This window comes from Pectobacterium sp. PL64 (assembly GCF_022477975.1).
In the GTDB taxonomy this organism is placed as follows: Bacteria; Pseudomonadota; Gammaproteobacteria; order Enterobacterales; family Enterobacteriaceae; genus Pectobacterium; species Pectobacterium jejuense.
Map to the genome: position 1 here is coordinate 3,396,338 of NZ_CP092070.1, position 22,689 is coordinate 3,419,026.

Here is a 22,689-nt window from a genome sequence, read left to right on the forward strand (position 1 = left end):
ATCTGTATTTAACGAATAAATTTAGCGAATAAAATGAGGTTACTGCAAACTGGTTAAATAGAATTCGGCTAATGCCAAATCCTCTGGACGAGTGACTTTGATATTATCCGAGCGTCCGCTGATAATTTGCGGCCGATAGCCACAGTATTCCAACGCGGAGGCTTCATCTGTGACGGCAACGCCATCCTGAAGCGCCCGTTGCAGGCACTGTTTCAGCAGCGCCGCAGGAAAAAGCTGCGGCGTCAGCGCATGCCATAAATCGTTACGTTCTACCGTGCGATCGATAAACCCGTCCGTGCCACGCTTCATGGTATCACGAACCGGCGCGGCCAGAATTCCACCAACGTCACTCTGCTCGACAATCGCCAGCAGGCGCGTCAGATCGTCCTGATGCAGACACGGACGCGCCGCGTCATGCACTAATGCCCATGCGCTATCGGCAACAGCAGACAGCCCAGCCAGCACGGAATCCGCACGCTGCTGCCCGCCCGTCACGGCACAAATACGGGGATCGTTGGCAATCGCCAGGGTATGAAAGAAGGCGTCATCAGGACTGATAACGACGACGACACGCTGCACGCGTGAATGGCGTAAAAGCGCGTCGATAGTATGTTCAAGAATGGTTTTATGTCCGGTCGCATCATTGCCAATCGTCAGATACTGCTTAGGACGATCGTTTTGCATCCGGCTGCCGTTACCCGCGGCGGGCAAAACGGCAACAATGTCAGGCGGGGAAAGGCGTGGTGTCTGCATGCGTCAACGTTGTGTGTTGTTGGATGAAGCGTTATTAGATGACGTCGTATTCGCGTTACGATGGTTCGACTCTGGCACCAGACGATAGAAGCTTTCACCGGGTTTAATCATACCCAGCTCATTGCGTGCGCGCTCTTCAATCGCTTCCTGTCCGCCATTGAGGTCGTCAATTTCAGCAAACAGCTGTTCGTTACGGTCTTTTAATTTGGCATTGTTCCCCTGCTGGACAACAACATCATCTTTCACCCGCACATAATCATGAATGCCATTCTTGCCCAGCCACAGTGAGTACTGAAGCCAGCCAAGCAATATCAATAATAACAGCGTAAGCTTTCCCATCCCGCCCCCTGAAAAACCGCCTAATCATCCCATAACTTTTGTTTCGACTCCACTGTGTCCGGCAGTGGGAGGCAATATTCACCCTGCCACGTGCCCAAATGGGGATATTTCGGGCAGAAGAGCACGCCAAACGCGCGCCCACGACACACTCACGTCGTCCATTCATCCTCTCGTACTTTCTATTCGTCAGAAGATGCAAGAACATCGCGTCCGCCTGGCTAAAACCGTCCATAGGAAAAACGTCAGTTGAACCATTAATGCTATCTGTGTATTTTTATGCATACAAAGTGCATAAAAAAAGAAAGTTTTACATTTAAACCAGGAGAAAACCATGTTCAAAAAATTGTTATTCGTTGGTGCGCTCTTCACCACCGCACTATCCACTACCGTACTCCCCACCAGCGCCTTCGCTGCAGAACCCACTTACGTTGTTGGCTCTGGCGGAACCTATCGTCCCTTTGAATTTGAAAACGCGCAGAAAGAGCTGGAAGGCTTTGATATTGATATTATTAAAGCGATCGCCAAGGCGGAGAATTTTAATATCAAGCTGATCAATACGCCGTGGGAAGGGATCTTCGCGACCCTTAACTCCGGCGACCGCGACATTATCATTTCCGGTATCACGATTACCGACAAACGTAAGCAAATGGTCGATTTCTCCGCACCGTATTTCCCAGCCGAGCAGTCCATCGTGGTGCCTAAAGGCTCAACGATCGACTCGATTGCTGCGCTGAAAGATCACAAAGTCGGTGTCGTGAACTCCAGTACCGCCGATATCGTGGTCTCCGATGTATTAGGCAAAAACAGTACATCGATTAAGCGCTTTGATAACACCCCGTTAATGTTACAAGAGCTGTATGAAGATGGTGTGGGCGCCGCGGTTGGCGACGTGGGCGTGGTGAAGTTTTACATTAAGACTCACCCTGAAAAACAGTTCAATCTGGTTTCCGATGCCAAATTTGAACGCCAGTATTTCGGGATCGCTGTCGCGAAAGGCAACGATCAGCTGCGCGCGAAGATTAACTCTGGGCTGAAAAAAATCGTTGCTGATGGTACCTACGCCAAGATCTATCAAACCTGGTTTGATAACAACGTTCCAACCTTACCCGCAGAATAACGCCTGCAGATACTGCGCACCTCTCCAGGCCTCCACCGCCTCACATGAGACGTCGCATCAACCGGACAGCTAGCCTGTCCGGTTTAATTTAGAATAATCATTACGTTAGCCTATTCAAAAAAGGAAACGATCTTGACGGGATTTCGTTGGGAGATCATTCAGGAATATGCCCCGCTGTTTATGGAAGGCACCTGGATGACCATCAAATGCACCATTATCTGTGTCATTCTTGGCACCTGCTGGGGATTAACACTCGGATTAGGCCGCTTAGCGCAGGCGCCGCACGGGCCGTGGAAATATATCCTGCACTACGGCGTGCAATGGCCAGTACGCATCTACATCAGCGCCTTCCGCGGCACGCCGCTGTTTGTACAAATCATGGTGGTGCACTTCGCGCTGGTGCCGCTATTCATCAACCCACGTGATGGATTGCTGGTGACCAGCAATATTATGTCGGTCGATTTTGCCCGCACGCTACGCTCAGATTACGGCGCGTTCCTCTCATGCGTCGTGGCGATTACGCTGAATGCGGGTGCCTATGTCTCCGAGATATTCCGCGCCGGTATTCAGTCGATCGATCGCGGTCAGATGGAAGCGTCACGCTCTCTCGGAATGAGCTATGGCCGCACTATGCGGAAAGTCATTCTGCCGCAGGCTTTTCGCCGCATGCTGCCGCCGCTGGGCAACAACGCCATCGCGATTGTGAAAGATTCATCGCTGGCTTCGGCAATCGGATTGGCGGATCTCGCCTATGCCGCACGTACGGTGTCAGGGGCTTACGCCACGTACTGGGAACCCTACCTGACGATCTCTATCATTTATTGGGTTATTACTTTCCTGCTTTCGCTGCTGGTGCGGCACATGGAAACGAGGTTTGGCAAAAGTGATTCACGTTAAAAACCTGCAAAAACAGTTTGGTGATACGCATGTCCTGCGCGGTATTTCCTGCGACATCGCCCCTCAGGAAGTGCTCTGCCTGATTGGCCCATCCGGTTCAGGAAAAAGTACCTTTCTGCGCTGCATCAACGCACTGGAGACGCTATCGGCAGGCGAGATTACGGTCAACGGTTTTGCTATTCACGATCAGAAAACCAATATCAATCGCGTGCGCGAAAGCGTGGGGATGGTGTTCCAGCGCTTTAATCTGTTTCCACACATGACGGTGTTGGAAAACATAATTATGGCACCGATGGATGTGAAAAAATTGCCGCGCGCACAGGCCGTTGAACGGGCTAAAGCGTTGCTCAGCAAGGTTGGCCTGCTGGATAAAATTGATGCCTGGCCGAATAGCCTGTCCGGCGGACAGCAGCAGCGTGTCGCGATTGCCCGCGCGTTAGCGATGGAACCCGCGATAATGTTGTTCGATGAACCGACATCCGCGTTGGACCCGGAGCTGGTTGGCGAAGTGTTAGCAGTCATGAAAACGCTGGCAAATGAAGGCATGACAATGGTCATCGTGACGCATGAAATGGCATTTGCCAGAGAAGTGGCCGATAGAGTGATCTTTATCGATCAGGGGATTATTCAGGAACAGGGAACGCCAGACGCAATCTTTACTCATCCGAGTAACCCGCGCACGCAGGCTTTCCTGAGCAAGATACTGTAAATACGGTAGACCTGGGCTGTCAGCGTCTTCCTCGCTGGCAGCCTTTTTCTTTTACCACCCCGTCAGAAAAGAAAATACCAGCCAAAACAGGCAGACCACCGTCAGCCCTGTCGCAAAAAGCGTATAAAAAATATAGCCTCTCAGCAGGAAGCTAAACCCGACACCAACCAGCACTGAAAACGGCATCAGCGCCAGAAAAAACGGCCAGGTGTAGAGCATGAAGAAAAACGTGGTATTAGAGCCGTATACCAGAAAAGGGATCGTAAAGGCCAACCAATAAAAGGAGAACCCCGTTACCGCCCCCATAAACAGGTAGGAAACGCCGTCATCTTCTTCTTGTTGCGCTGGCCGAGTCTTGCTAATCGTTAACTGCGTGGCATTTTGCATAATCTTTCCCATTCGTCCCCTCATCACCCTCTAGCGCGGTGAAAAAAGCGGGATATCAGAGCTTGATAATAGCTCTCTTGCCGAGCAGATCTAACAATTGGTCTGTCAAATTTGTTACTAATTGTTCGCCATCCAGATGACTATCCGGCGCTTCCGGCGCTTCATACGCTGAGTCGATCCCGGTGAAATTACGCAGCTCTCCGGCACGGGCTTTTTTATACAACCCCTTAGGATCGCGCGCTTCACAGGTCGCTAACGGCGTATCCACGAAGACTTCGATGAACTGCCCTTCGCCCAGTAAATCCTGCACCATTTTACGCTCGGCGCGGTGCGGCGAGATAAACGCGGTCAGGACTACCAGACCCGCGTCCACCATCAATTTGGCGACTTCACCCACACGGCGAATGTTTTCGCGCCGATCGTCGTCGGTGAAGCCTAAATCGCGGCACAACCCATGCCGCACATTGTCGCCATCCAGCAGGTAGGTGCTGACGCCGCGAGCGTGTAGCGCCTGTTCCAGCGCCCCCGCCAGCGTGGATTTACCGGATCCAGACAACCCGGTAAACCAGATAACGACGCCCTGATGACCATGCAACTTCTCGCGCGACTCTCGGGTGACATCGTGCGCATGCCAGACGACGTTATCGTCAGTCGGTTCATCGCGTAAAGACACGTTACTTGCCTCCCAGCAGATCGCGCGCACCCCAATGTGGGAAGTGGCGACGTACCAGCGCATTCAGTTCCAGCTCAAACGCGCTGTGTGCGCCCGGCTCCTGATACACCTGCTCGATAGGCTCCCGCACCAGACCAGCACCGACCGTGACATTGCTCAGACGGTCGATAAAGATCATCCCGCCCGTCACCGCGTTATACTGATAGTTGTCCAATACCAGCGGCTCATCAAAAATCAGCTCAACCGAACCGATACCATTCAACGGCAGGTTCTCCGCTACGCGCTGCGTTAGCGTATTGATCTCAACCTGATACTGAATATTCTCGACCCGAGCGCGCGTTTTCTTACCACCAATCTTGATGTCGTAGCTCTGTCCCGGCACCAGCGGCTGCTCCGCCATCCAGACGACATCCACCAGCGCATGCTGCACCGCTTTCAGCGATTCGCTACTGTCGATCAGCAGATCACCACGGCTGATATCCACCTCATCCGCCAGCACCAACGTAATTGCTTCACCCGCCTGCGCCTGCGGTAAATCCCCGTCAAAGGTCACAATACGGCTGACGGTGGATTCTACGCCGGATGGCAGCACTTTCACCCGTTGCCCAACGCGGATGATGCCGGATGCCAGCGTTCCCGCGTAGCCACGGAAATCCAGATTCGGGCGATTCACATACTGCACCGGGAAGCGCATCGGCTGCTCCAGCGTACGCTGTGCCACATTGACCGTTTCCAGCACGTCCAGCAGCGTCGGCCCGGTATACCAGCCCATCGTCGTACTTGGCGTCGCGACATTGTCGCCATCCAGCGCGGAAATCGGCACAAAGGTGATATTCAGGTCGGCAGGCAGCTGCTGAGCAAAATCCAGATAATCCTGCTTAAACTGCTCAAACACCGTTTGCTGATAATCCACTAAGTCCATTTTGTTTACCGCCACCACCAGATCGCGAATCCCCAGCAGGGTCGCAATGAAGCTGTGGCGACGGGTTTGATCCAGGACGCCTTTGCGAGCGTCAATCAACAGAATTGCCAACTCGCAGGTTGATGCGCCGGTCGCCATGTTGCGGGTGTACTGCTCGTGTCCCGGCGTATCGGCGATGATGAATTTGCGTTTTTCCGTCGAGAAATAGCGGTAGGCCACGTCAATGGTGATGCCCTGCTCACGCTCGGCCTGAAGCCCATCGACCAGCAGAGCCAGATCCAGCTTTTCGCCCTGCGTGCCCAGACGCTTGCTGTCATTATGCAGCGTGCTGAGCTGATCTTCATAAATCTGGCGCGTATCGTGCAGTAAACGGCCAATCAGCGTGCTTTTTCCATCGTCGACGCTACCGCAGGTCAGGAAACGCAACAACGTTTTATCCTGCTGCGCGTGTAAATAGGCTTCCACACCGCCCTGCTCGGCGATCTGCTGTGCAATCGCATTGTTGATGACGACTGCATCTTTCTCAGCCGCATTGTCTGCCGCTGTGTCTTTTAAAGAAATTTGGCTCATTCGACGATTCCTCAGAAATACCCTTGACGCTTTTTCAGCTCCATTGAACCGGCCTGATCGCGGTCAATTACCCTTCCCTGACGCTCACTGGTCGTGGAAACCAGCATCTCTTCGATGATTTCCGGCAGTGTCTGCGCATGCGAGGCGACCGCGCCCGTCAGCGGCCAGCAGCCCAACGTGCGGAAGCGCACCATGCGCTGTTCGATCACTTCACCGGGTTGCAGATCGATGCGATCGTCATCCACCATCAGCAACATGCCATCACGTTCCACCACCGGACGCGGGGCAGCCAGATACAGCGGAACAATATCGATGTTTTCCAGATAGATGTATTGCCAGATATCCAGCTCGGTCCAGTTAGAGAGCGGGAAAACGCGGATGCTCTCGCCTTTGTTAATCTGGCCGTTGTAGTTATGCCACAGCTCTGGGCGCTGATTCTTCGGATCCCAGCGGTGGAAACGGTCGCGGAAGGAGTAAATACGCTCTTTAGCACGCGATTTCTCTTCATCGCGGCGCGCCCCGCCAAACGCGGCATCAAAACCGTATTTATCCAGCGCCTGCTTCAGCCCTTCCGTTTTCATGATGTCGGTGTGCTTGGCGCTGCCGTGCACAAAGGGGTTAATCCCCAGCGCTTCACCCTGCGGGTTGCGGTGCACCAGCAGTTCACAGCCGTAGGCCTTCGCCGTCCGGTCGCGGAATTCGTACATTTCACGAAATTTCCAGCCGGTATCAACGTGCAGCAGCGGGAAAGGCAGCGATCCCGGATAGAACGCCTTGCGCGCCAGATGCAGCATCACCGAAGAGTCTTTGCCGATGGAGTACATCATCACCGGATTACTGAACTCGGCCGCTACTTCGCGGATGATGTGAATGCTTTCGGCTTCAAGCTGCCGTAAATGCGTGAGTCGTTTCTCGTCCATACCCTTTCCTTAAGCCAAGTTTACTACCGCTGGGCGGCTGTCTTGCGGCACCGTCGGCGTTGTCTGACCAAACCAGGCAATCTGCTGGTGCAAATCCACCACCTCACCAATCACCAGCAGCGCCGGTGTCGGCGCTTGCCGTGCCAAATGTTCTAACTGTTGCAGCGTGCCAATTTGCACCTGCTGATCGTGTCGGGTACCGCGACTGATCACGGCAACAGGCGTCTGCGATGAACGACCATGCGCGATCAGCTGCTGCGAAATTTCCGCAGCCTTCATCGTCCCCATGTAAATCGCCAGCGTCTGACGGCCACGCGCCAGTGTCGACCAGTCCAACTCGTCGCCATCCGGGCGACAGTGTCCGGTAATAAAAAGTACGCTCTGCGCGTAGTCACGGTGCGTTAACGGGATTCCCGCATACGCCGTGACGCCCGCCGCAGCCGTCACGCCGGGCACCACCTGAAACGTGATGCCCGCCTGCGCCACCGCTTGCAGCTCTTCGCCACCACGGCCAAAAATAAAGGGGTCACCGCCTTTCAGGCGCACTACCCGTTTTCCTTCCTGCGCCAGCGTCACCAGTAGCTGATTAATCTCATCCTGCGGCAACGAATGCGCACTGGCACGTTTTCCAACGCAGATGCGTTCGGCATCGCGTCGCACCAGATCCAGCACCTCGGGGCTGACCAGATGGTCATACAGCACCACGTCCGCCTGCTGCATCACCTGTAATCCACGCAGCGTCAGCAGTCCGGCGTCGCCGGGGCCGGCACCAACCAGTGCGACTTCACCGCGTGCGGCCGCTGGCTGCTGCTGTTCCTCTTGCTGATGCACCAGCTGCTGCTGCAATTCGTCTTCGGCCTGCGCCAGTTGCCCAGCGGACACCAGCGACGCAAAGCGCCCGACAAACAGCCGCTCCCAAAAACGACGGCGTGCTGGCATCGAATGCAGTCGGGTTTTAATTCTGTCGCGCCAGCTTCCGGCGATGTCCGCCATCGTACCCAAACTGGCGGGCAATAAGGATTCCAGCTTTTCACGCAGCAGACGCGCCAGCACCGGCGCCTGTCCACCCGAGGAAATGGCCACCACCAGCGGAGAGCGATCGACAATCGAGGGGAAAATAAACGAACACTTCGGCTGATCGTCCACCACGTTCACCAGCAAATGACGCTGATTCGCCGCCTCAAATACCGCAGCATTCAGCTCGGCGTCATCCGTAGCGGCAATCACCAGAAACACGCCGGATAACAGTTCCGGTGTAAAAGAGTGCGCCAGCCATTCAAGCTGCCCGGCCTGATGCTGCGCCGCCAATGGTTCCGCCAGCACCTGCGCGACAATTTTTATCTCCGCACCCGCGCGTTGCAGCAGATCGATTTTGCGCGTAGCAACCTCGCCGCCGCCAACAACCAGTACCGGACGCTGACGAAGATCGGCAAATAAAGGGAGATAGTTCACAGTCGCCTTAACTAAGCAAAAAAATAGATAATGCGACTATACGGTGCGGACAGAACACTTATGAAATGCCGAATTGGAATGACAAGTTCCGTAATGGAATAACAGTAAAATAAATCCGACTACTCACACATCCTCGTCAGCTATCGACCTTACACCGACATTTGTTCAAAAGAGTTTATGACGCATGTCAAAGTTGCGGACAGTTTGCCGATTTTTGATATTTGCTTTTCCAGATTCATTGCAACATGCCAGTAGCCCCGCGGGTAGCAAAAAGCCATTAACGAGAAGAGGTTCACACGATTCGTTCAAGCGTTGATTGAACAGAATGGATCAAGATTCCTCGTGGTATGGACGCGAATCTGTTGTGGTCATGCCACGACAAACGTCAAGCCAAATTAGCTTATTAATAGAAGAGGATTGCGCGTATGGAACAATCAACACTCGAGCTCAACGCCCCGGCACGCCCTATTACTGACTTTGATGCACAATATGGGATCTTTGCCTCTCTGGACGATGCCGTCTCTGCAGCAACGCACGCGCAAAAGCGGCTGGATAACGTCATTGTGCGGCAAAACGTTATTGCGGCTATCCGTCAGGCTGGCGAACGCTATGCGCAGGTTCTGGCCGAAATGGCCGTGGAAGAAACCGGCATGGGGCGCGTGGCGGATAAATATGCCAAAAATGTTTCACAGGCACGTAGTACGCCCGGAACCGAGAGCCTGTCGGCAAAAGTCGTAACAGGGGACAACGGCCTCACGCTGATTGAAAACGCACCATGGGGCATCGTGGCATCCGTCACGCCGTCAACCAATCCGGCCGCCACCGTTATCAATAACGCCATCAGTATGATTGCCGCAGGCAACAGTATCGTTTTTGCTCCACATCCCTCGGCAAAGAAAGTATCGCTCTACACGATCAGCCTGTTGAATAAAGCCATTGTTGCCGTAGGTGGCCCAGAGAACCTGTTAGTGACGGTGGCTGAGCCTAATATTGAAACTGCACAGCGGCTATTCCGGCACCCCGGTATCAGCCTGCTGGTTGTTACCGGCGGCGAAGCCGTCGTGGAAGCAGCCCGCAAACATACAGACAAACGTTTGATTGCTGCTGGTGCGGGAAATCCACCGGTAGTTGTTGATGAGACGGCAAATATCGAACGTGCCGCACGTGATATTGTTCGCGGCGCATCGTTTGATAACAACATTATCTGTGTCGATGAGAAAGTGGCAATCGTGGTCAACAGCGTTGCCGATGAGTTATTGTCGGAAATGCAATACCATCAGGCTGTATTACTCACTCGCCAACAAACCGAGCAACTTCAGTCATTGTTACTCACCGATATTGATGAACATGGGAACGGTCGTCCACATCGCGATTGGGTAGGACGCGACGCGGCAAAAATTGCGGCAGCCATTGGCCTGGATGTTAGCGAACACACTCGCCTGCTACTGGCGGAAACGGACGCAAATCACCCGTTCGCCGTAACCGAAATGATGATGCCGGTTCTGCCCATTGTTCGTGTACGGGATGTAGAGGAGGCCATCGAGCTTGCCATCCATCTGGAAGGCGGACGTCGTCATACCGCCGCCATGCACTCGACAAATATTAATAACCTGCACAAGATGGCGAATGCGATCAACACCAGCATCTTTGTGAAAAATGGCCCCTGTATTGCGGGATTAGGATTGGGCGGCGAAGGGTGTACGTCAATGACCATTTCCACGCCGACGGGCGAAGGTGTGACATCTGCACGCACTTTTGTGCGAATTCGACGCTGTGTGATGGTTGATATGTTCAGGATCGTTTAATTTTATCAGAACCATACCCTAAATAATTTGAGTTGCCGCGGCCCTTAAGGGCGAGTATTTAAAGGCAGCCAACGCACAAGCAGCTTGAAGTATGACGGGTATACAGCCATCGACGTGAATAACAGGCAGGAGCGCGTTATAGCGACGATGGCTTGCAAATATGTTGGGTATCAGAATGTTGGATGTCACCATAGAGTAAAGCTTTTTCTGGGAGGAAAATGCCTATGAGAACCGAGAATACCCCACCACTGCATCAGCTTGATGCCAGGGTCACTCCTCCAGAAAAACGATTGTCTTCTCAGGAGCAGTACATCCATCAGTATTCCACACAGGATGTTTATGCCCAGTCCTGTACGATCACAGCTTGGCAGCAGTTGTACGATCAGGTTTCACCCGGCCATTTCCGCGGCGAACTTCAGGAATTACTGTTAGATGGCATTCAGCTTTGTCACGAATACACGAACCTCGCGCTCCGCCAATCTTGTATGGTATGGCCCGGTTCATTCTGGTTCGGCGTCCCTTTGACACAAGAGAGTATGGGATTTATTGATGCCCAACCGCTGGATGAATACAGCATCGCGGTTAGCCCCGGCGGCAAAGAGTTTGAATTAAGCACACCCGACGAGTTTTCCATTTTGGGCGTTGTTATCTCACACGATGTGCTTAATCAGTATATTGGCGCACTTAGCGATCCAGAATGGCTGACTCAGAGGTTGAATCAGGGCGCAACGCTGCAAATAGAACACGACAAAAAAGCCACACTGTGTTCATTTATTCGTCAGGCTCTCTGGTATAGCTGCCATTTTCCCCACGTGATGAAAACACGTAATGCAGAAAAAGTGCTGAAACATAACCTACTGACTACGCTCATTTCCTTTCTGGAAAACGTTCAATCGCCCTCTGAATATGCACAAAGTCATCACCATCGCAAATTGATTTCTTTTGTACGTGAGTATGTGTTGAGCCAGACATCAGAGCCTGTCACCGTGCTCGATCTCTGCCGCCAGTTACACGTCAGTCGCCGAACATTACAGAACGCCTTCCACAACGTGGTAGGCATTGGTCCCAATGCCTGGCTAAAAATCATCCGTCTCAACGCGGTTCGTCGCGAACTCATCAGCCCAATATCGCCGCACCGTACGGTTCAAGATGCCGCCATGCAATGGGGATTCTGGCACCTGGGCCAGTTTGCCAGAGATTATCAAAAGCTCTTTAACGAGAAGCCATCGTTAACGCTACGACGGCGCTTACAACACTAGCTACTTATCTTTTCTTTATCCGTATAACGAGTCTTTATGTGATGCCATCCAGCATCACAAGGTCAAACTCGTCTTAATTTTTCGCCGTCGCCTCACAAGAGGCATGTTTCATCGTCAGCTTATTGATATGTGAAATACAAACAGGAGTCAGTTATGAAAGCAGTTGTCGCCGGTAAAGGTGGAAAAGCCGAAATTATTGAAAAAGCATTACGCAAACCCGGACACGGCGAAGCGTTACTCGCCATGGAATACTGCGGTGTCTGTCATACGGATCTACACGTCAAAAATGGCGATTATGGTGATAAAACGGGGGTCATTCTCGGCCATGAAGGCATTGGCATCGTTAAAGCCATTGGGCCCGGTGTCACCTCACTCAAACCGGGCGATCGTGCCAGCGTGGCCTGGTTCTATCAAGGATGTGGACACTGTGAATACTGTGTCGGCGGCAATGAAACACTATGCCGTGGCGTCAAAAATGCCGGTTATACCGTCGATGGCGGTATGGCTGAGGAATGTATTGTCGTCGCAGATTATGCGGTCAAGGTTCCCGATGGATTGGATCCGGCTGCGGCCAGCAGTATTACCTGCGCGGGTGTAACAACCTACAAAGCGGTCAAAGTTTCCACCGTTAAACCCGGCCAGTGGATTGTTATTTATGGCCTCGGCGGGTTAGGGAATCTGGCATTGCAATACGCAAAAAATGTCTTTAACGCCAACGTTATCGCCGTGGATGTTAACGATGCACAACTGGCCTTTGCAAAAGAGATGGGTGCAGATTTAGTCATCAACCCAGCGAAAGAAAACGCGGCGGATATTATTCAGGAAAAAGTGGGCGGTGCGCATGCTGCCGTCGTCACTGCCGTCGCGCGAGCGGCGTTTAATTCTGCCATTGATGCGGTACGCGCTGGTGCGCGGGTGGTTGCCATCGGCCTGCCTCCCGAAAGCATGGATCTGTACATTCCGCGTCTGGTGCTCGATGGCATTCAGGTCATCGGTTCACTGGTAGGGACACGTCAGGATTTACAGGAAGCGTTCCAGTTTGCTCAGGAAGGGAAAGTCGTCCCTAAAGTGACACTACGCCCAATGACTGACGTCAACGCCATTTTTGAAGAAATGGAGCAAGGAAAAATCAAAGGCCGGATGGTCATTGATTTACGTAGCAGTAGCCTGGCGGCGTTAAATCACGGTTAACCCAGCTCTCAATAACTTACATTCAGGGCAGTGCATTGGCGCATCCAACTATGCATAACCCATTTTATGCATAACCCATTTGCTGTATGTGACCGCGATTCAGGGCGCGCAGCACACCCCTTAACCCCAGAAGTAAAAAACCGGGCGATGCCCGGTTTTCTGTTTTACCCTTCGTGCAGCCCACATTCACGTTTCAGGCCGAAGAAACGCGTTTCTTCTTCGGCCATACCCGGCTCCCATTTACGGGTGGTGTGCGTATCGCCAACGGACAAATAGCCCTGATCCCACAGCGGGTGGTAGCTCAGGCCATTTTCTTTCAGGTACTGGTACACCGTTCGGTTATCCCAGTCGATAATCGGCAGGAATTTGAAGACGCCGCGCTGAATCGCCAGCACTGGCAATTCACCTCGGCTGCCGGACTGCTCACGACGCAGGCCAGCAAACCATGTTTTCGCCTTTAACTCGCTCAGCGCCCGATTCATCGGCTCGACTTTATTCAGCAGGTTGTAGCGCTCAATGCCTTCCACACCCTGCTCCCACAGCTTGCCGTAGCGCGCCTCTTGCCAGGCCGGGGATTCAGCGGCGCGATACACTTGCAGATTCAGCGTCAACTGTTCCGTCAGTGCATCAATAAACTGATAGGTTTCAGGAAACAGATAGCCCGTATCCGTGAGGATAACCGGAATATCCGGCCGCTGTTGCGTCACCAGATGCAGCGACACCGCCGCCTGAATGCCGAAGCTGGACGACAACACATAATCGCCCGGCAGATTCTCCAGCGCCCAGCTCACTCTTTCCTGCGCCGATAGCTGTTCAAGCTGACCATTCACGACAGCCAATTCTGCCGCCTGTTCCGCTTTCGGTAACGCGTTGAGCGCCTCAAGATTAAATTCGGCCATCAGGCTCTCCTGTCAGTCATAAAAATCGCGAGCGGGATCCAGCACCGGTTTAATGATGTTGGTACGAATCACGAAATCCCCAAAGCCTTCATTGCGCTGGCGATCTTGCGCCCACAGCCCGATAAGCCGATCCATTTCTGCCAGGATCTCGGTTTCATTAATGTTCTCGCGATACATACGCGGAATGCGTGTCCCCTCGCGATTCCCGCCAAGGTGCAGGTTATAACGTCCCACCGCTTTGCCCACCAGACCGATTTCCGCCAGCATTGCGCGACCGCAGCCGTTCGGGCAACCCGTCACGCGCAGAACAATGTGCTCATCGCCCACGCCGTGCTGCTGCATGATGTCTTCCACTTTCGTGACAAACTCTGGCAAGAAACGCTCGGCTTCCGCCATCGCCAGCGGACAGGTCGGGAACGACACACAGGCCATCGAATTCTTGCGCTGCTCGCTGACGCCGTCATCAATCAGGCCGTGCTCACGCGCCAGCGCATCAATCTTCGCTTTGCTACGCGCAGGAACGCCCGCGATGATCAAATTCTGGTTCGCCGTTAAGCGGAAATCCCCTTTGTGGATCTTGGCAATTTCCGCCAGACCGGTTTTCAGCGGACGGCCCGGATAATCCAGAACACGACCGTTTTCGATAAACAGCGTCAGATGCCATTTATTGTCGATGCCTTTTACCCAGCCGATACGATCGCCACGTCCGGTGAATTCATAAGGGCGCACCGCTTCAAATTTCACACCGGCACGCGCTTCCACTTCCTGCTTGAAGTTGTCTACACCTACGCGCTCCAGCGTGTATTTGGTTTTCGCGTTTTTACGGTTGGTCCGGTTACCCCAATCGCGCTGCGTGGTCACCACCGCTTCCGCGATTGCCAGCGTATGTTCAATGGAAATGTAGCCCAGTTCACTGGCGGTACGCGGGTAAGTTTCTTTGTCGCCGTGCGCGATAGAGAGCCCACCACCCACCAGCACGTTGAAGCCCACCAGACGGCCGTTATCAGCAATCGCCACGAAGTTGAGATCGTTCGCATGCAGATCGATATCATTCTGCGGCGGGATCACCACCGTGGTTTTGAACTTACGCGGCAGATATGTTGAACCTAAAATCGGCTCTTCATCCGTCGTTGCCACTTTTTCCTGATCCATCCAGATTTCGGCATAGGCACGCGTGCGCGGCAGCAGATGCTCAGAAATCTTTTTCGCCCACTCATACGCCTGCTGATGCAGTTCGGATTCTATCGGGTTGGACGTACACAGCACGTTACGGTTCATGTCATTCGCCGTCGCCAGCGCGTCCAGCCCGATGCTATTCAGCATCTGGTGTACCGGTTTCACGTTCGATTTGAGAATACCGTGATACTGGAACGTCTGGCGGTTCGTGATGCGAATGCTGCCGTAGATCGTATTTTCAGTCGCAAATTTGTCGATCCGCAGCCACTGCTCTGGCGTCATCACGCCACCCGGCAGACGGCAGCGCAGCAGCATCGCATGGCGCGGCTCCAGCTTCTGCTCGGCACGTTCGGCGCGAATATCGCGGTCATCCTGCTGATACATACCGTGGAAGCGGATCAGCAGAAAGTTATCGCCCCTGAAGCCACCGGTCAGACCATCGTTCAGGTCTTCAGCAATCGTACCGCGCAGAAAGTTACTTTCTGTCTTCATGCGCTCGGCGTCAGCGAGTTTCCCTTCTACGACCAAGGGACCGGGGTGTTTTTCACTGAAAACGTATTTTTCACTCATTAGTACACATCTCGCTGATAACGGCGCTCAAGGCGCAGATCGCTTAAAAACTCATCGGCCTGTTCACTGTCCATGCCGCCATGCTCAACTATCACGTCCAGAAGTGCCCGCTCGACGTCTTTCGCCATACGGTTGGCATCACCACACACGTACAGGTGCGCGCCATCCTGAATCCAGCGCCAGACTTCTGCGCCTTTTTCCCGCAGTTTGTCCTGCACGTAAACTTTATGCGCCTGATCGCGCGACCAAGCCAGATCGATGTTGGTCAGCAGGCCATCTTTGACGTAGCGCTGCCATTCAACCTGATACAGAAAATCTTCCGTAAAGTGTGGGTTACCAAAGAACAGCCAGTTTTTCCCCTCGGCCCCATCGGCATCACGCTGCTGCATAAACGCGCGGAACGGCGCGATTCCGGTGCCCGGCCCGATCATGATGACCGGAGTGTCGGAATTCGCTGGCAGACGGAAGTTATCGTTATGTTCGATGAAGACGCGGATTTCATCGTCTTCACTCAGTCTGTCGGCCAGATAGCTGGAGGCACCACCGGCGCGCTCGCGGCCTTCGTATTCGTAGCGCACCACGCCAACGGTGATGTGCACTTCGCTTTCGACTTCCGTCCTGCGAGGAGGCAATAGAATAAAGACGCGGCGTCAGCGGACGCAGCAGACCCAGCAGTTGTTCCGCCGTCAGCTCAGTCGGCGCTTGTCGCACCATATCCACCAGCGGTGTGCGCTGTGCGAACTGTTGAAGCGCAGGCTTATCGGCCAGCAGCGACAACAGCGTTTCATTACGCGACAGTGCCGCATATTTCTCGACAATCGGTGCAGTGTTCTGCGTCAGCTCAAAGTGGCTTTTCAGCACTTGCGATAATGGCAGCGTCTTGCCGTCAACGCTGACGGACTCGTCGCCTTTCAGCCACAGCAGTTCCAACAATTCCTGAACCAGCGCAGGATCGTTATCGAACCACACGCCCAGTGCATCTCCCGGCTGGTAACGCAAACCGGAATCGCCCAAATCGATCTCGATATGGCGAACATCTTTTTCGGAGTTACGTCCGGTCACTTTCTGGTTTACGGCAAACGTGGCATGCAGCGGTGAGGATTTGCTGTACGGGCTGCTGGTAATTTCATCCAGTGCACCCTGAGCGGCAATCTGCGCGACGGCTTCGCCTTGAACCGGCACCCGCGCCTGCAAAATATCAACCAGCTGGCGTCGCCACTGTTCGGCAAGCCCCTGATAATCGACATCGGCATCCACGCGATCCAGCAGGCGTTCAGCGCCTAGCTCAGCCAGACGGCTATCAAAATCCTTACCCGCCTTGCTGAAGAATTCGTAAGACGTATCACCCAGACCAAACACGGCAAACGCGGTGTCTTTCATCTCCGGGGCTTTTTTGGACAGCAGGAACTTGTGCAGCGCGACAGCTTCTTCCGGCGGCTCCCCTTCTCCCTGCGTCGAGGCCACGATCAGCAGCAGTTTTTCCTGCCCGATTTGCTTGAATTTGTAATCACCCGCATTAACCAGATTGACGGACAGCTTGGCTGCCAGCAGGTCGTCACGCAGCTGTTCCGCCACTCGACGTGCATTGCCAGTCTGTGAGGCAGAAATCAGCGTAATCGTTTGTACTGGCACCGTGACTGCGGATGCTGTAGTTGCCGTGGCGGTGATCGCCCCCGGCTGCACATTCCCTGGCTGCTGTACTAAACCCCAGAAATAGCCGGATAGCCAGGCCAGCTGCGTCGATGAGAAATCACCGGTTGCCGCCTGTAAACGCGTTAATTGCTCCACACTCAGCGGAAGCAATGAAGTGGGGGAAACCGGAGTAGTCATTGTGATTTCTGTTTCCTTGTGCCTGTGCTGTTAGCCAACGACGCTAATACAAAAACATGCAATAAAAAGATGGATGGAGGATAAGGGTAACGATCTGCATCTTAACAATTAAAGAAATGATGGAAATATTAAATAACCAAAATGACTAAATGGTTTTTCTGATAGTCCTTATTGCTTAAAGTGTTATGCCTGATAGCACGTGCGCTTCATGCCTGTTGCGGGAAAAATGTCGGTAGGATGTGATGAGGAAGAAGGGCTGCTATGCAGCCCTCTGTGCAGACGATACTACGCTAAATTTTCAGGACCTTCATGCCGAAATCGTCAGGATGAACGATGTTTTCGAGCTTACCGACCTGCTGCAAGTCGCCATTAGAAACGACACTGCTGATATTGGTATCAGGAAAACGCAGGTTCTTGGTGAGATGCACCACGATAGGCTTACCCTTTTTATCAATATCCATCACCCACCCGAGGAAGCCTCCCGAATATTTCGCCAGACTGCCGATGGGATAGAGGCCGTAAATCTGCACGTATTTGACCAACACCGCCTTATCATAGGCCGCGTTAGCCTCATAGATTTTACGATAGGCGGCCAATGGCGTGCGGGGAGAAACACCATTACGCGCATGCCTGAGCTTATTAATCGCCTTAATCACAGAGACCAGCCGGACTAACGGCGACAATTGTTCGGCGCGTTTGCCTTGCGGATAGCCGCTGCCGTCCAAACGCTCGTTGGCATTCTCAATCACATCGCGACAGGTGGGGGTTATCGACCAGCCTAGCTCACGTAACTTCGCGCACAGCACCTCCACATGACCGCTCAGGATCGCTTTCTGCGCCGGATTCATATTGACCTTCAGCGACGGAAGACGGGCGTTAACCAGCAGCGGTTTACCCATCGTGTGCAGTAACGCGCCTAACACAGCCTCACGCACATAGGGATCGTGCGGATCGGCAATTAACAGCATGTCGGCCAATTTCCCCGCGACCTGTACCGCATGCCTAACCCAGTCCGCCTCATCGCGCAGGAACGACAGCGCATACAGAAAAGCCTTTCTCTCTTTTTTGACCATATACAGCAAGGTATCGACACAGTCATAAAAGATCTCAACCGGCAGTTGATTGCGCGTTTTGATGTACATAAGCCCAATCTGAAGCCGATGGGCAACTTCCATGACACCCCGTTCCATGGGCGTCTGCCGGGTACGTTTCTCTCGCTCCTGACTTTCTCGCAGCAACAGATTTTTCTCCTTGGTGCCCGGAATGAACAACGGGGACGAATACACCATGCTGCCAGTTATGCCGGTTCGGTATGCCGCCTCTCTTTCCGACTCATTTGTGTAATGAAGCAGGGCTTCAGACTGAGATGAAGACAAATGGATAAATTGGATGCCAACGGCCGCATAGCCATTATTTCCAAAGGGGCGTATATGGCGAATTTTCCCCTCGGCATAGAAGCTTTCTCCGTTAGGGAATTCAAGCGTAATGCCGGGGATATCTTGGCCCACTTCAATCGCAATACTCTCAACCAGATCGATTTCGACCAGACATCCACCGGTCGATAAATTACGCAGCGTTCCGGGCACATTCAGGGTGTGTAGATAAACTTCAATGCGAGCACGAGCCTGCATGCCAAGAATAAAGGGAATACGAATCGCCCCCCTGTTTTCAGTGACAAAAACAGATTCTGGCAGGCGGCATTCCAGACGATAAAACATACTGTCCGTCTTGAATAATTGGGTAGAAATATTACACAGACTGTAGGTTTCTCGTTCGATGTTATCCGTGCCCTTGAGCGCCTCCAGATCAAAATTCAAACCACCATCGGCAAGATATCTGTCGATATCCGAGCCAGAGTATTCCACATCTAACACGATACGGTTTTTATCCGGATTCAATTCCGCAACGTCTGCCTTTAATGCATATAGCATATCCTTGGCATAGATAGACATCACATAGGGATGTTGCAGTAATGCGCTAATCACTTTAGCGGGAGGAGGAGAAAAGTGTTCCACGATAAGATCTACCTATTAACGCGATGGTGATATACCCCAAAACCCAAAAAGGATTTCTCTTTTAATAGAAACAAATTTTTACACGAGATTAAATTTTTCACACACATTAAACACGGTAGAAAAACACTTATTCTTACTGAGTCAAACATTCCCCAGATTTAATTTATGCGTTCTTCTTCACTCCAGTACCATGACGAAACGACGAGCTTTATGTCGTTTATCATCCTAACAAGGATGTCATAAAGTCTCAACGGTCACACACACCGATCAAATTGGCTTAAATTCAAACAAAAACAACTTAAAAGCCAATTAAACAAAAAATAGCAATATAAAAACTCATGTAAATTAATAAATATGGAATAAAAAACCAACAACAACATAGATTTAAACGATCATTATTTTTCATTCAATAGACAAATACTATCAAATGGGGATTATTGATCATTTTAAACAATTTCCAAATATTCCAAATTGCTGTGTAGAATCCAGACGAGTAACGCTATGGAATGCCTATTTCTATGGAGAGGGTGAGTAATCAGTAAAATGAATACAACAACATTGAATATCGATGGAAAAATTCTTAGGCTGACCGCCGAGTTTCAGCCTATTATCCATCTCCCTCAAAATAAAATATTCCGCTATGAAGCCCTCGCCAGGTTTTATAACTCGGAAGGCGTTTTAACATCGACTCAGCAGACCATAGATAAAATTGAGGAATGTAAAGCAATCGATAAAGTGACAGACTTTATGTTTGATGTGGTCTGTCAGGTAATAAAAAACAAAAGTAGTATGACAATATCATTCAACCTGTCACATTTACTTTTTAATAATTCCGCCTATCTGGAAACGTTATACCAAAAATGCCTCATACATGAGGTTAACCCGAAGAATATAGAAATAGAGATCAGTGAAAAAACGACCCGGCAGCAGCTAATAGATGGGATACCCTTTTTAAATCAGGCCAAGAAATATGGCTTTATGATTTCATTAGATGACTTCGGCGCAGGAAATCTACAAATAGACAGCCTGAGCTTGTTTGACTTCGATACCATAAAAATCGATCGCTCTATTATCGATGGCATCGGGAAAGAAGAGACCAAATCACAAAAACTCAAGGTCTTACTGAACAAACTCATTCCTCTTGGCGTAAACATTATCTGTGAAGGCGTTGAGAAGGCGACCGATTTAAACCGGTTAAATAAATACCACCCCATTGGGATTCAAGGATATATCTTCTATCGCCCACTCACATTCAGCCAATTAAGGCTGCTGGAAGGCTTTTAGCTAGCATCCTCGATTTTTCTGTCCTGCCTCTCGTGGGTTAACGCATCATAGTCAATCCGCGATACCCACTCCCACAATAAATGTCCAGCCAACAATGCCTTAGACGCTCGCGATTAGCGAACAGGCTCACATTTCTGGCGTTCACTCTGGGAATTTCTCCTTTGCGATAACACATCAATGCGATACTCACGCCAGTGGCAACGGGAGAAAAATGATGTGGCAACGACGCGCGCTGGAACTCAATACGCAGGATATTTGGCACTGGCAACAGGTCATCTCGGTCGTCGATTACGCCCGTGAACAGGGTTTCAATACGCTGGTGCTGGGCGCGGCGGATTTGCTGGATAAGCTGGTGACGCCGGAAGCCTACAATAACGCGCGTTTTGACGATCGCATCAGCAGCCAGCAGCGTTCACGCTGTGTTTACCTGAATCAGGTCGCGGCGCACTGCCGTGAACAGGGGCTAGCGCTATATCTGCAATGCAAAGAGCTGTCCTTTCCCACAGATTTACTGCTCCATCACCCGGAATTGCTGGACGACAAACATAGCCTCCGCATGGATACCGATTTTTGGTGCGACTACCTTGCCGCCAAAGTCGAACTGCTGATGCAGCAGATCCCACGGCTGAGCGGCCTGCTGCTGGCGATCTCCAACAGCGATAGCCTGCTGCGCTTTTCTGCCCCTTCCGGCGATGCGATCAACGGCGTCGTTCCCGTTACCACACTCTGGCCGACCCACGCCGACAGCGAACAAATCTACCACCGCCTATTTTCCGCCGTCACCCGCGTGATGCACTACCACCAGCGCCATCTGGTATTACGTGCGTTTCCCGCCAGCCATCAGGATATCGGTAATGTCCTGAACGCCATTCGCACGCTGCCGGAATCGGTCTCCGTCGCCATCAAAGTCACGCCGGAACGCTTTTGGCCGGAATTTCCCAATAACCCCGCACTGCTGGGCGTCAGCGGGCGTGAAGTCTGGGTTGAGTTGGATCTGGCTGGCGAAGAAGTCGGCTGGGGCAATCTCCCCTTCCTGCGCTACACCGAAGTTCAGGGGCGTCTGCTGTGGTGCCGGGAGAAAAATCCCGCGATTGTCAGCGCACTGTGCCGTATCAGTTGGGAAGGGGTGGATAATCACAGCGTGATCGGCACACTGAGCGAATTTACGCTGTTTGCCTGTTCCCGACTGCTGACTAACCAGACCGCAGCGGCAAACGAAAGCACGCTGTTCGCACAGTGGCTAATGGCGCGCTACCAATGGCAGCCGGACGATACCATTCTGCATGCGATGCTCGCCTTGTTGGAGCATGCACATCAGGCCATTTCCCTGTCGCTGTACGCACGCCACCACGTTTTCCATCGCCACAGTCTGCTGCCGACCAGCTTTGGTCAGGCGATCTGGAGCCTGTACGGTCAGCTCAATCGCAACCACTGGCTACCGGGTTCCGGTCAAGATATTACGTTCGATCCGCAGCATGCAGAGCTGGCTTCGCAGAACCTCTATCACATCGCCAAAGAGAAAGATGCCGCCTGGCAGTTGGCGGAACAGTGCCAGCAGGCCGCACTGCAATTCTCCCGCGAACACGCGATGCCAGAAGCGCTTAACGTGCGCTGGCAGCAGGAATGGCGCGGTCTGACGCTGTATTGCCGCGCCTTTGTTCACGCGCAGAAAGCCTTCTTTACGCTGCACTACTGCAAACAAGTGGAGAACAACTGGACGCTGCGGGAAATCGCCAAAACCAATATTCAGGCGCTATACGGGATTGGGCATGAAATGGAGGATTTCTGCCTGCAACACCGGGATTACCCGGTGAGCCTACATGTGATGTTTGATGCCGGGCGTCCACGCGCGTTAGCCGATAGCCTGCAACAGCAGTTGGCTGAACTCACGTAACGCACCGGCAGTTACTACACGATCTTA

18 protein-coding genes and 1 pseudogene are annotated in these 22,689 nt (G+C 52.4%); 8 read left to right on the plus strand and 11 right to left on the minus strand.

Annotated features, from left to right (window positions below; genetic code table 11):
• Positions 1-39: 39 nt before the first annotated feature.
• Together ispD and ftsB are read right to left on the minus strand one after the other, a co-directional pair.
• The gene (gene ispD, locus HP572_RS15285; protein WP_010681586.1) at positions 40-753 is read right to left on the minus strand and encodes a 2-C-methyl-D-erythritol 4-phosphate cytidylyltransferase; all 714 of its coding nucleotides are present in this window, start codon (positions 751-753) and stop codon (positions 40-42) included.
• Positions 754-756: 3 nt separating this feature from the next.
• Positions 757-1,092: a cell division protein FtsB gene (ftsB, locus tag HP572_RS15290; RefSeq protein ID WP_010299850.1), complete on the minus strand. Its 336-nt coding sequence runs from the start codon at positions 1,090-1,092 to the stop codon at positions 757-759.
• Between the two features lie 331 nt (positions 1,093-1,423).
• On the opposite strand from ftsB, the gene HP572_RS15295 reads away from it, so the two are divergent.
• The 3 genes from HP572_RS15295 (at position 1,424) to HP572_RS15305 (ending at position 3,815) form a co-directional block, all read left to right on the plus strand.
• On the plus strand, positions 1,424-2,209 hold the full coding sequence (locus HP572_RS15295; protein ID WP_039466034.1) for a basic amino acid ABC transporter substrate-binding protein: 786 nt from the start codon (positions 1,424-1,426) through the stop codon (positions 2,207-2,209).
• Positions 2,210-2,341: 132 nt separating this feature from the next.
• Complete coding sequence (locus HP572_RS15300) at positions 2,342-3,106, plus strand: amino acid ABC transporter permease (protein ID WP_039509767.1); 765 nt, start codon at positions 2,342-2,344, stop codon at positions 3,104-3,106.
• On the plus strand, positions 3,093-3,815 hold the full coding sequence (locus HP572_RS15305; protein ID WP_205551822.1) for an amino acid ABC transporter ATP-binding protein: 723 nt from the start codon (positions 3,093-3,095) through the stop codon (positions 3,813-3,815). Before HP572_RS15300 ends, HP572_RS15305 begins: the two co-directional genes overlap by 14 nt.
• Before the next feature lie 51 nt (positions 3,816-3,866).
• On the opposite strand, the gene HP572_RS15310 is transcribed toward HP572_RS15305, so the two are convergent.
• From HP572_RS15310 to cysG, 5 genes are all read right to left on the minus strand, one after another.
• Positions 3,867-4,202, minus strand: coding sequence for a DUF3561 family protein (locus HP572_RS15310; protein ID WP_205551824.1), 336 nt, complete (start codon positions 4,200-4,202; stop codon positions 3,867-3,869).
• Positions 4,203-4,257: 55 nt separating this feature from the next.
• A complete protein-coding gene (gene cysC, locus HP572_RS15315) occupies positions 4,258-4,938 on the minus strand; it encodes an adenylyl-sulfate kinase (protein ID WP_240583656.1) in 681 nt (226 codons plus the stop codon).
• Positions 4,877-6,304, minus strand: coding sequence for a sulfate adenylyltransferase subunit CysN (gene cysN / locus HP572_RS15320; protein ID WP_371745334.1), 1,428 nt, complete (start codon positions 6,302-6,304; stop codon positions 4,877-4,879). Before cysN ends, cysC begins: the two co-directional genes overlap by 62 nt.
• A gap of 74 nt (positions 6,305-6,378) precedes the next feature.
• Positions 6,379-7,287, minus strand: a complete 909-nt coding sequence (gene cysD, locus HP572_RS15325; protein WP_205551390.1) for a sulfate adenylyltransferase subunit CysD — start codon at positions 7,285-7,287, stop codon at positions 6,379-6,381.
• 9 nt (positions 7,288-7,296) lie between these two features.
• Positions 7,297-8,739 carry a siroheme synthase CysG gene (gene cysG, locus HP572_RS15330; protein WP_240583658.1) on the minus strand — a complete coding sequence of 481 codons (1,443 nt, stop codon included), beginning with the start codon at positions 8,737-8,739 and terminating at the stop codon, positions 7,297-7,299.
• Between the two features lie 425 nt (positions 8,740-9,164).
• Between cysG and HP572_RS15335 the strand changes: the two genes are divergently transcribed.
• The 3 genes from HP572_RS15335 (at position 9,165) to adhP (ending at position 12,994) form a co-directional block, all read left to right on the plus strand.
• On the plus strand, positions 9,165-10,544 hold the full coding sequence (locus tag HP572_RS15335; protein WP_240583659.1) for an aldehyde dehydrogenase family protein: 1,380 nt from the start codon (positions 9,165-9,167) through the stop codon (positions 10,542-10,544).
• A gap of 224 nt (positions 10,545-10,768) precedes the next feature.
• Entirely contained in the window at positions 10,769-11,803 is a 1,035-nt protein-coding gene (eutR, locus tag HP572_RS15340) for an HTH-type transcriptional regulator EutR (protein WP_240583660.1), read from the plus strand.
• A gap of 153 nt (positions 11,804-11,956) precedes the next feature.
• On the plus strand, positions 11,957-12,994 hold the full coding sequence (gene adhP / locus HP572_RS15345; protein WP_240583661.1) for an alcohol dehydrogenase AdhP: 1,038 nt from the start codon (positions 11,957-11,959) through the stop codon (positions 12,992-12,994).
• Positions 12,995-13,158: 164 nt separating this feature from the next.
• On the opposite strand, the gene HP572_RS15350 is transcribed toward adhP, so the two are convergent.
• The 4 genes and pseudogenes from HP572_RS15350 to HP572_RS15365 all read right to left on the minus strand — a co-directional run bounded on the left by HP572_RS15350 (position 13,159) and on the right by HP572_RS15365 (position 19,484).
• The gene (locus HP572_RS15350) at positions 13,159-13,893 is read right to left on the minus strand and encodes a phosphoadenylyl-sulfate reductase (RefSeq protein WP_205551401.1); all 735 of its coding nucleotides are present in this window, start codon (positions 13,891-13,893) and stop codon (positions 13,159-13,161) included.
• 12 nt (positions 13,894-13,905) lie between these two features.
• Positions 13,906-15,639, minus strand: a complete 1,734-nt coding sequence (cysI, locus tag HP572_RS15355; protein ID WP_205551403.1) for an assimilatory sulfite reductase (NADPH) hemoprotein subunit — start codon at positions 15,637-15,639, stop codon at positions 13,906-13,908.
• A pseudogene (gene cysJ, locus HP572_RS15360) lies at positions 15,639-17,469 on the minus strand (NADPH-dependent assimilatory sulfite reductase flavoprotein subunit). Before cysJ ends, cysI begins: the two are co-directional and overlap by 1 nt.
• Positions 17,470-17,759: 290 nt before the next feature.
• Positions 17,760-19,484, minus strand: a complete 1,725-nt coding sequence (locus HP572_RS15365; protein ID WP_240583662.1) for a PilZ domain-containing protein — start codon at positions 19,482-19,484, stop codon at positions 17,760-17,762.
• 543 nt (positions 19,485-20,027) lie between these two features.
• Here HP572_RS15365 and HP572_RS15370 point away from each other — a divergent pair.
• Positions 20,028-20,768, plus strand: a complete 741-nt coding sequence (locus tag HP572_RS15370) for an EAL domain-containing protein (RefSeq protein WP_240583663.1) — start codon at positions 20,028-20,030, stop codon at positions 20,766-20,768.
• A gap of 214 nt (positions 20,769-20,982) precedes the next feature.
• Positions 20,983-22,662 (plus strand): hypothetical protein, encoded by a 1,680-nt coding sequence (locus tag HP572_RS15375; protein ID WP_240585766.1) that lies wholly within the window; start codon positions 20,983-20,985, stop codon positions 22,660-22,662.
• Positions 22,663-22,689: the final 27 nt, after the last annotated feature.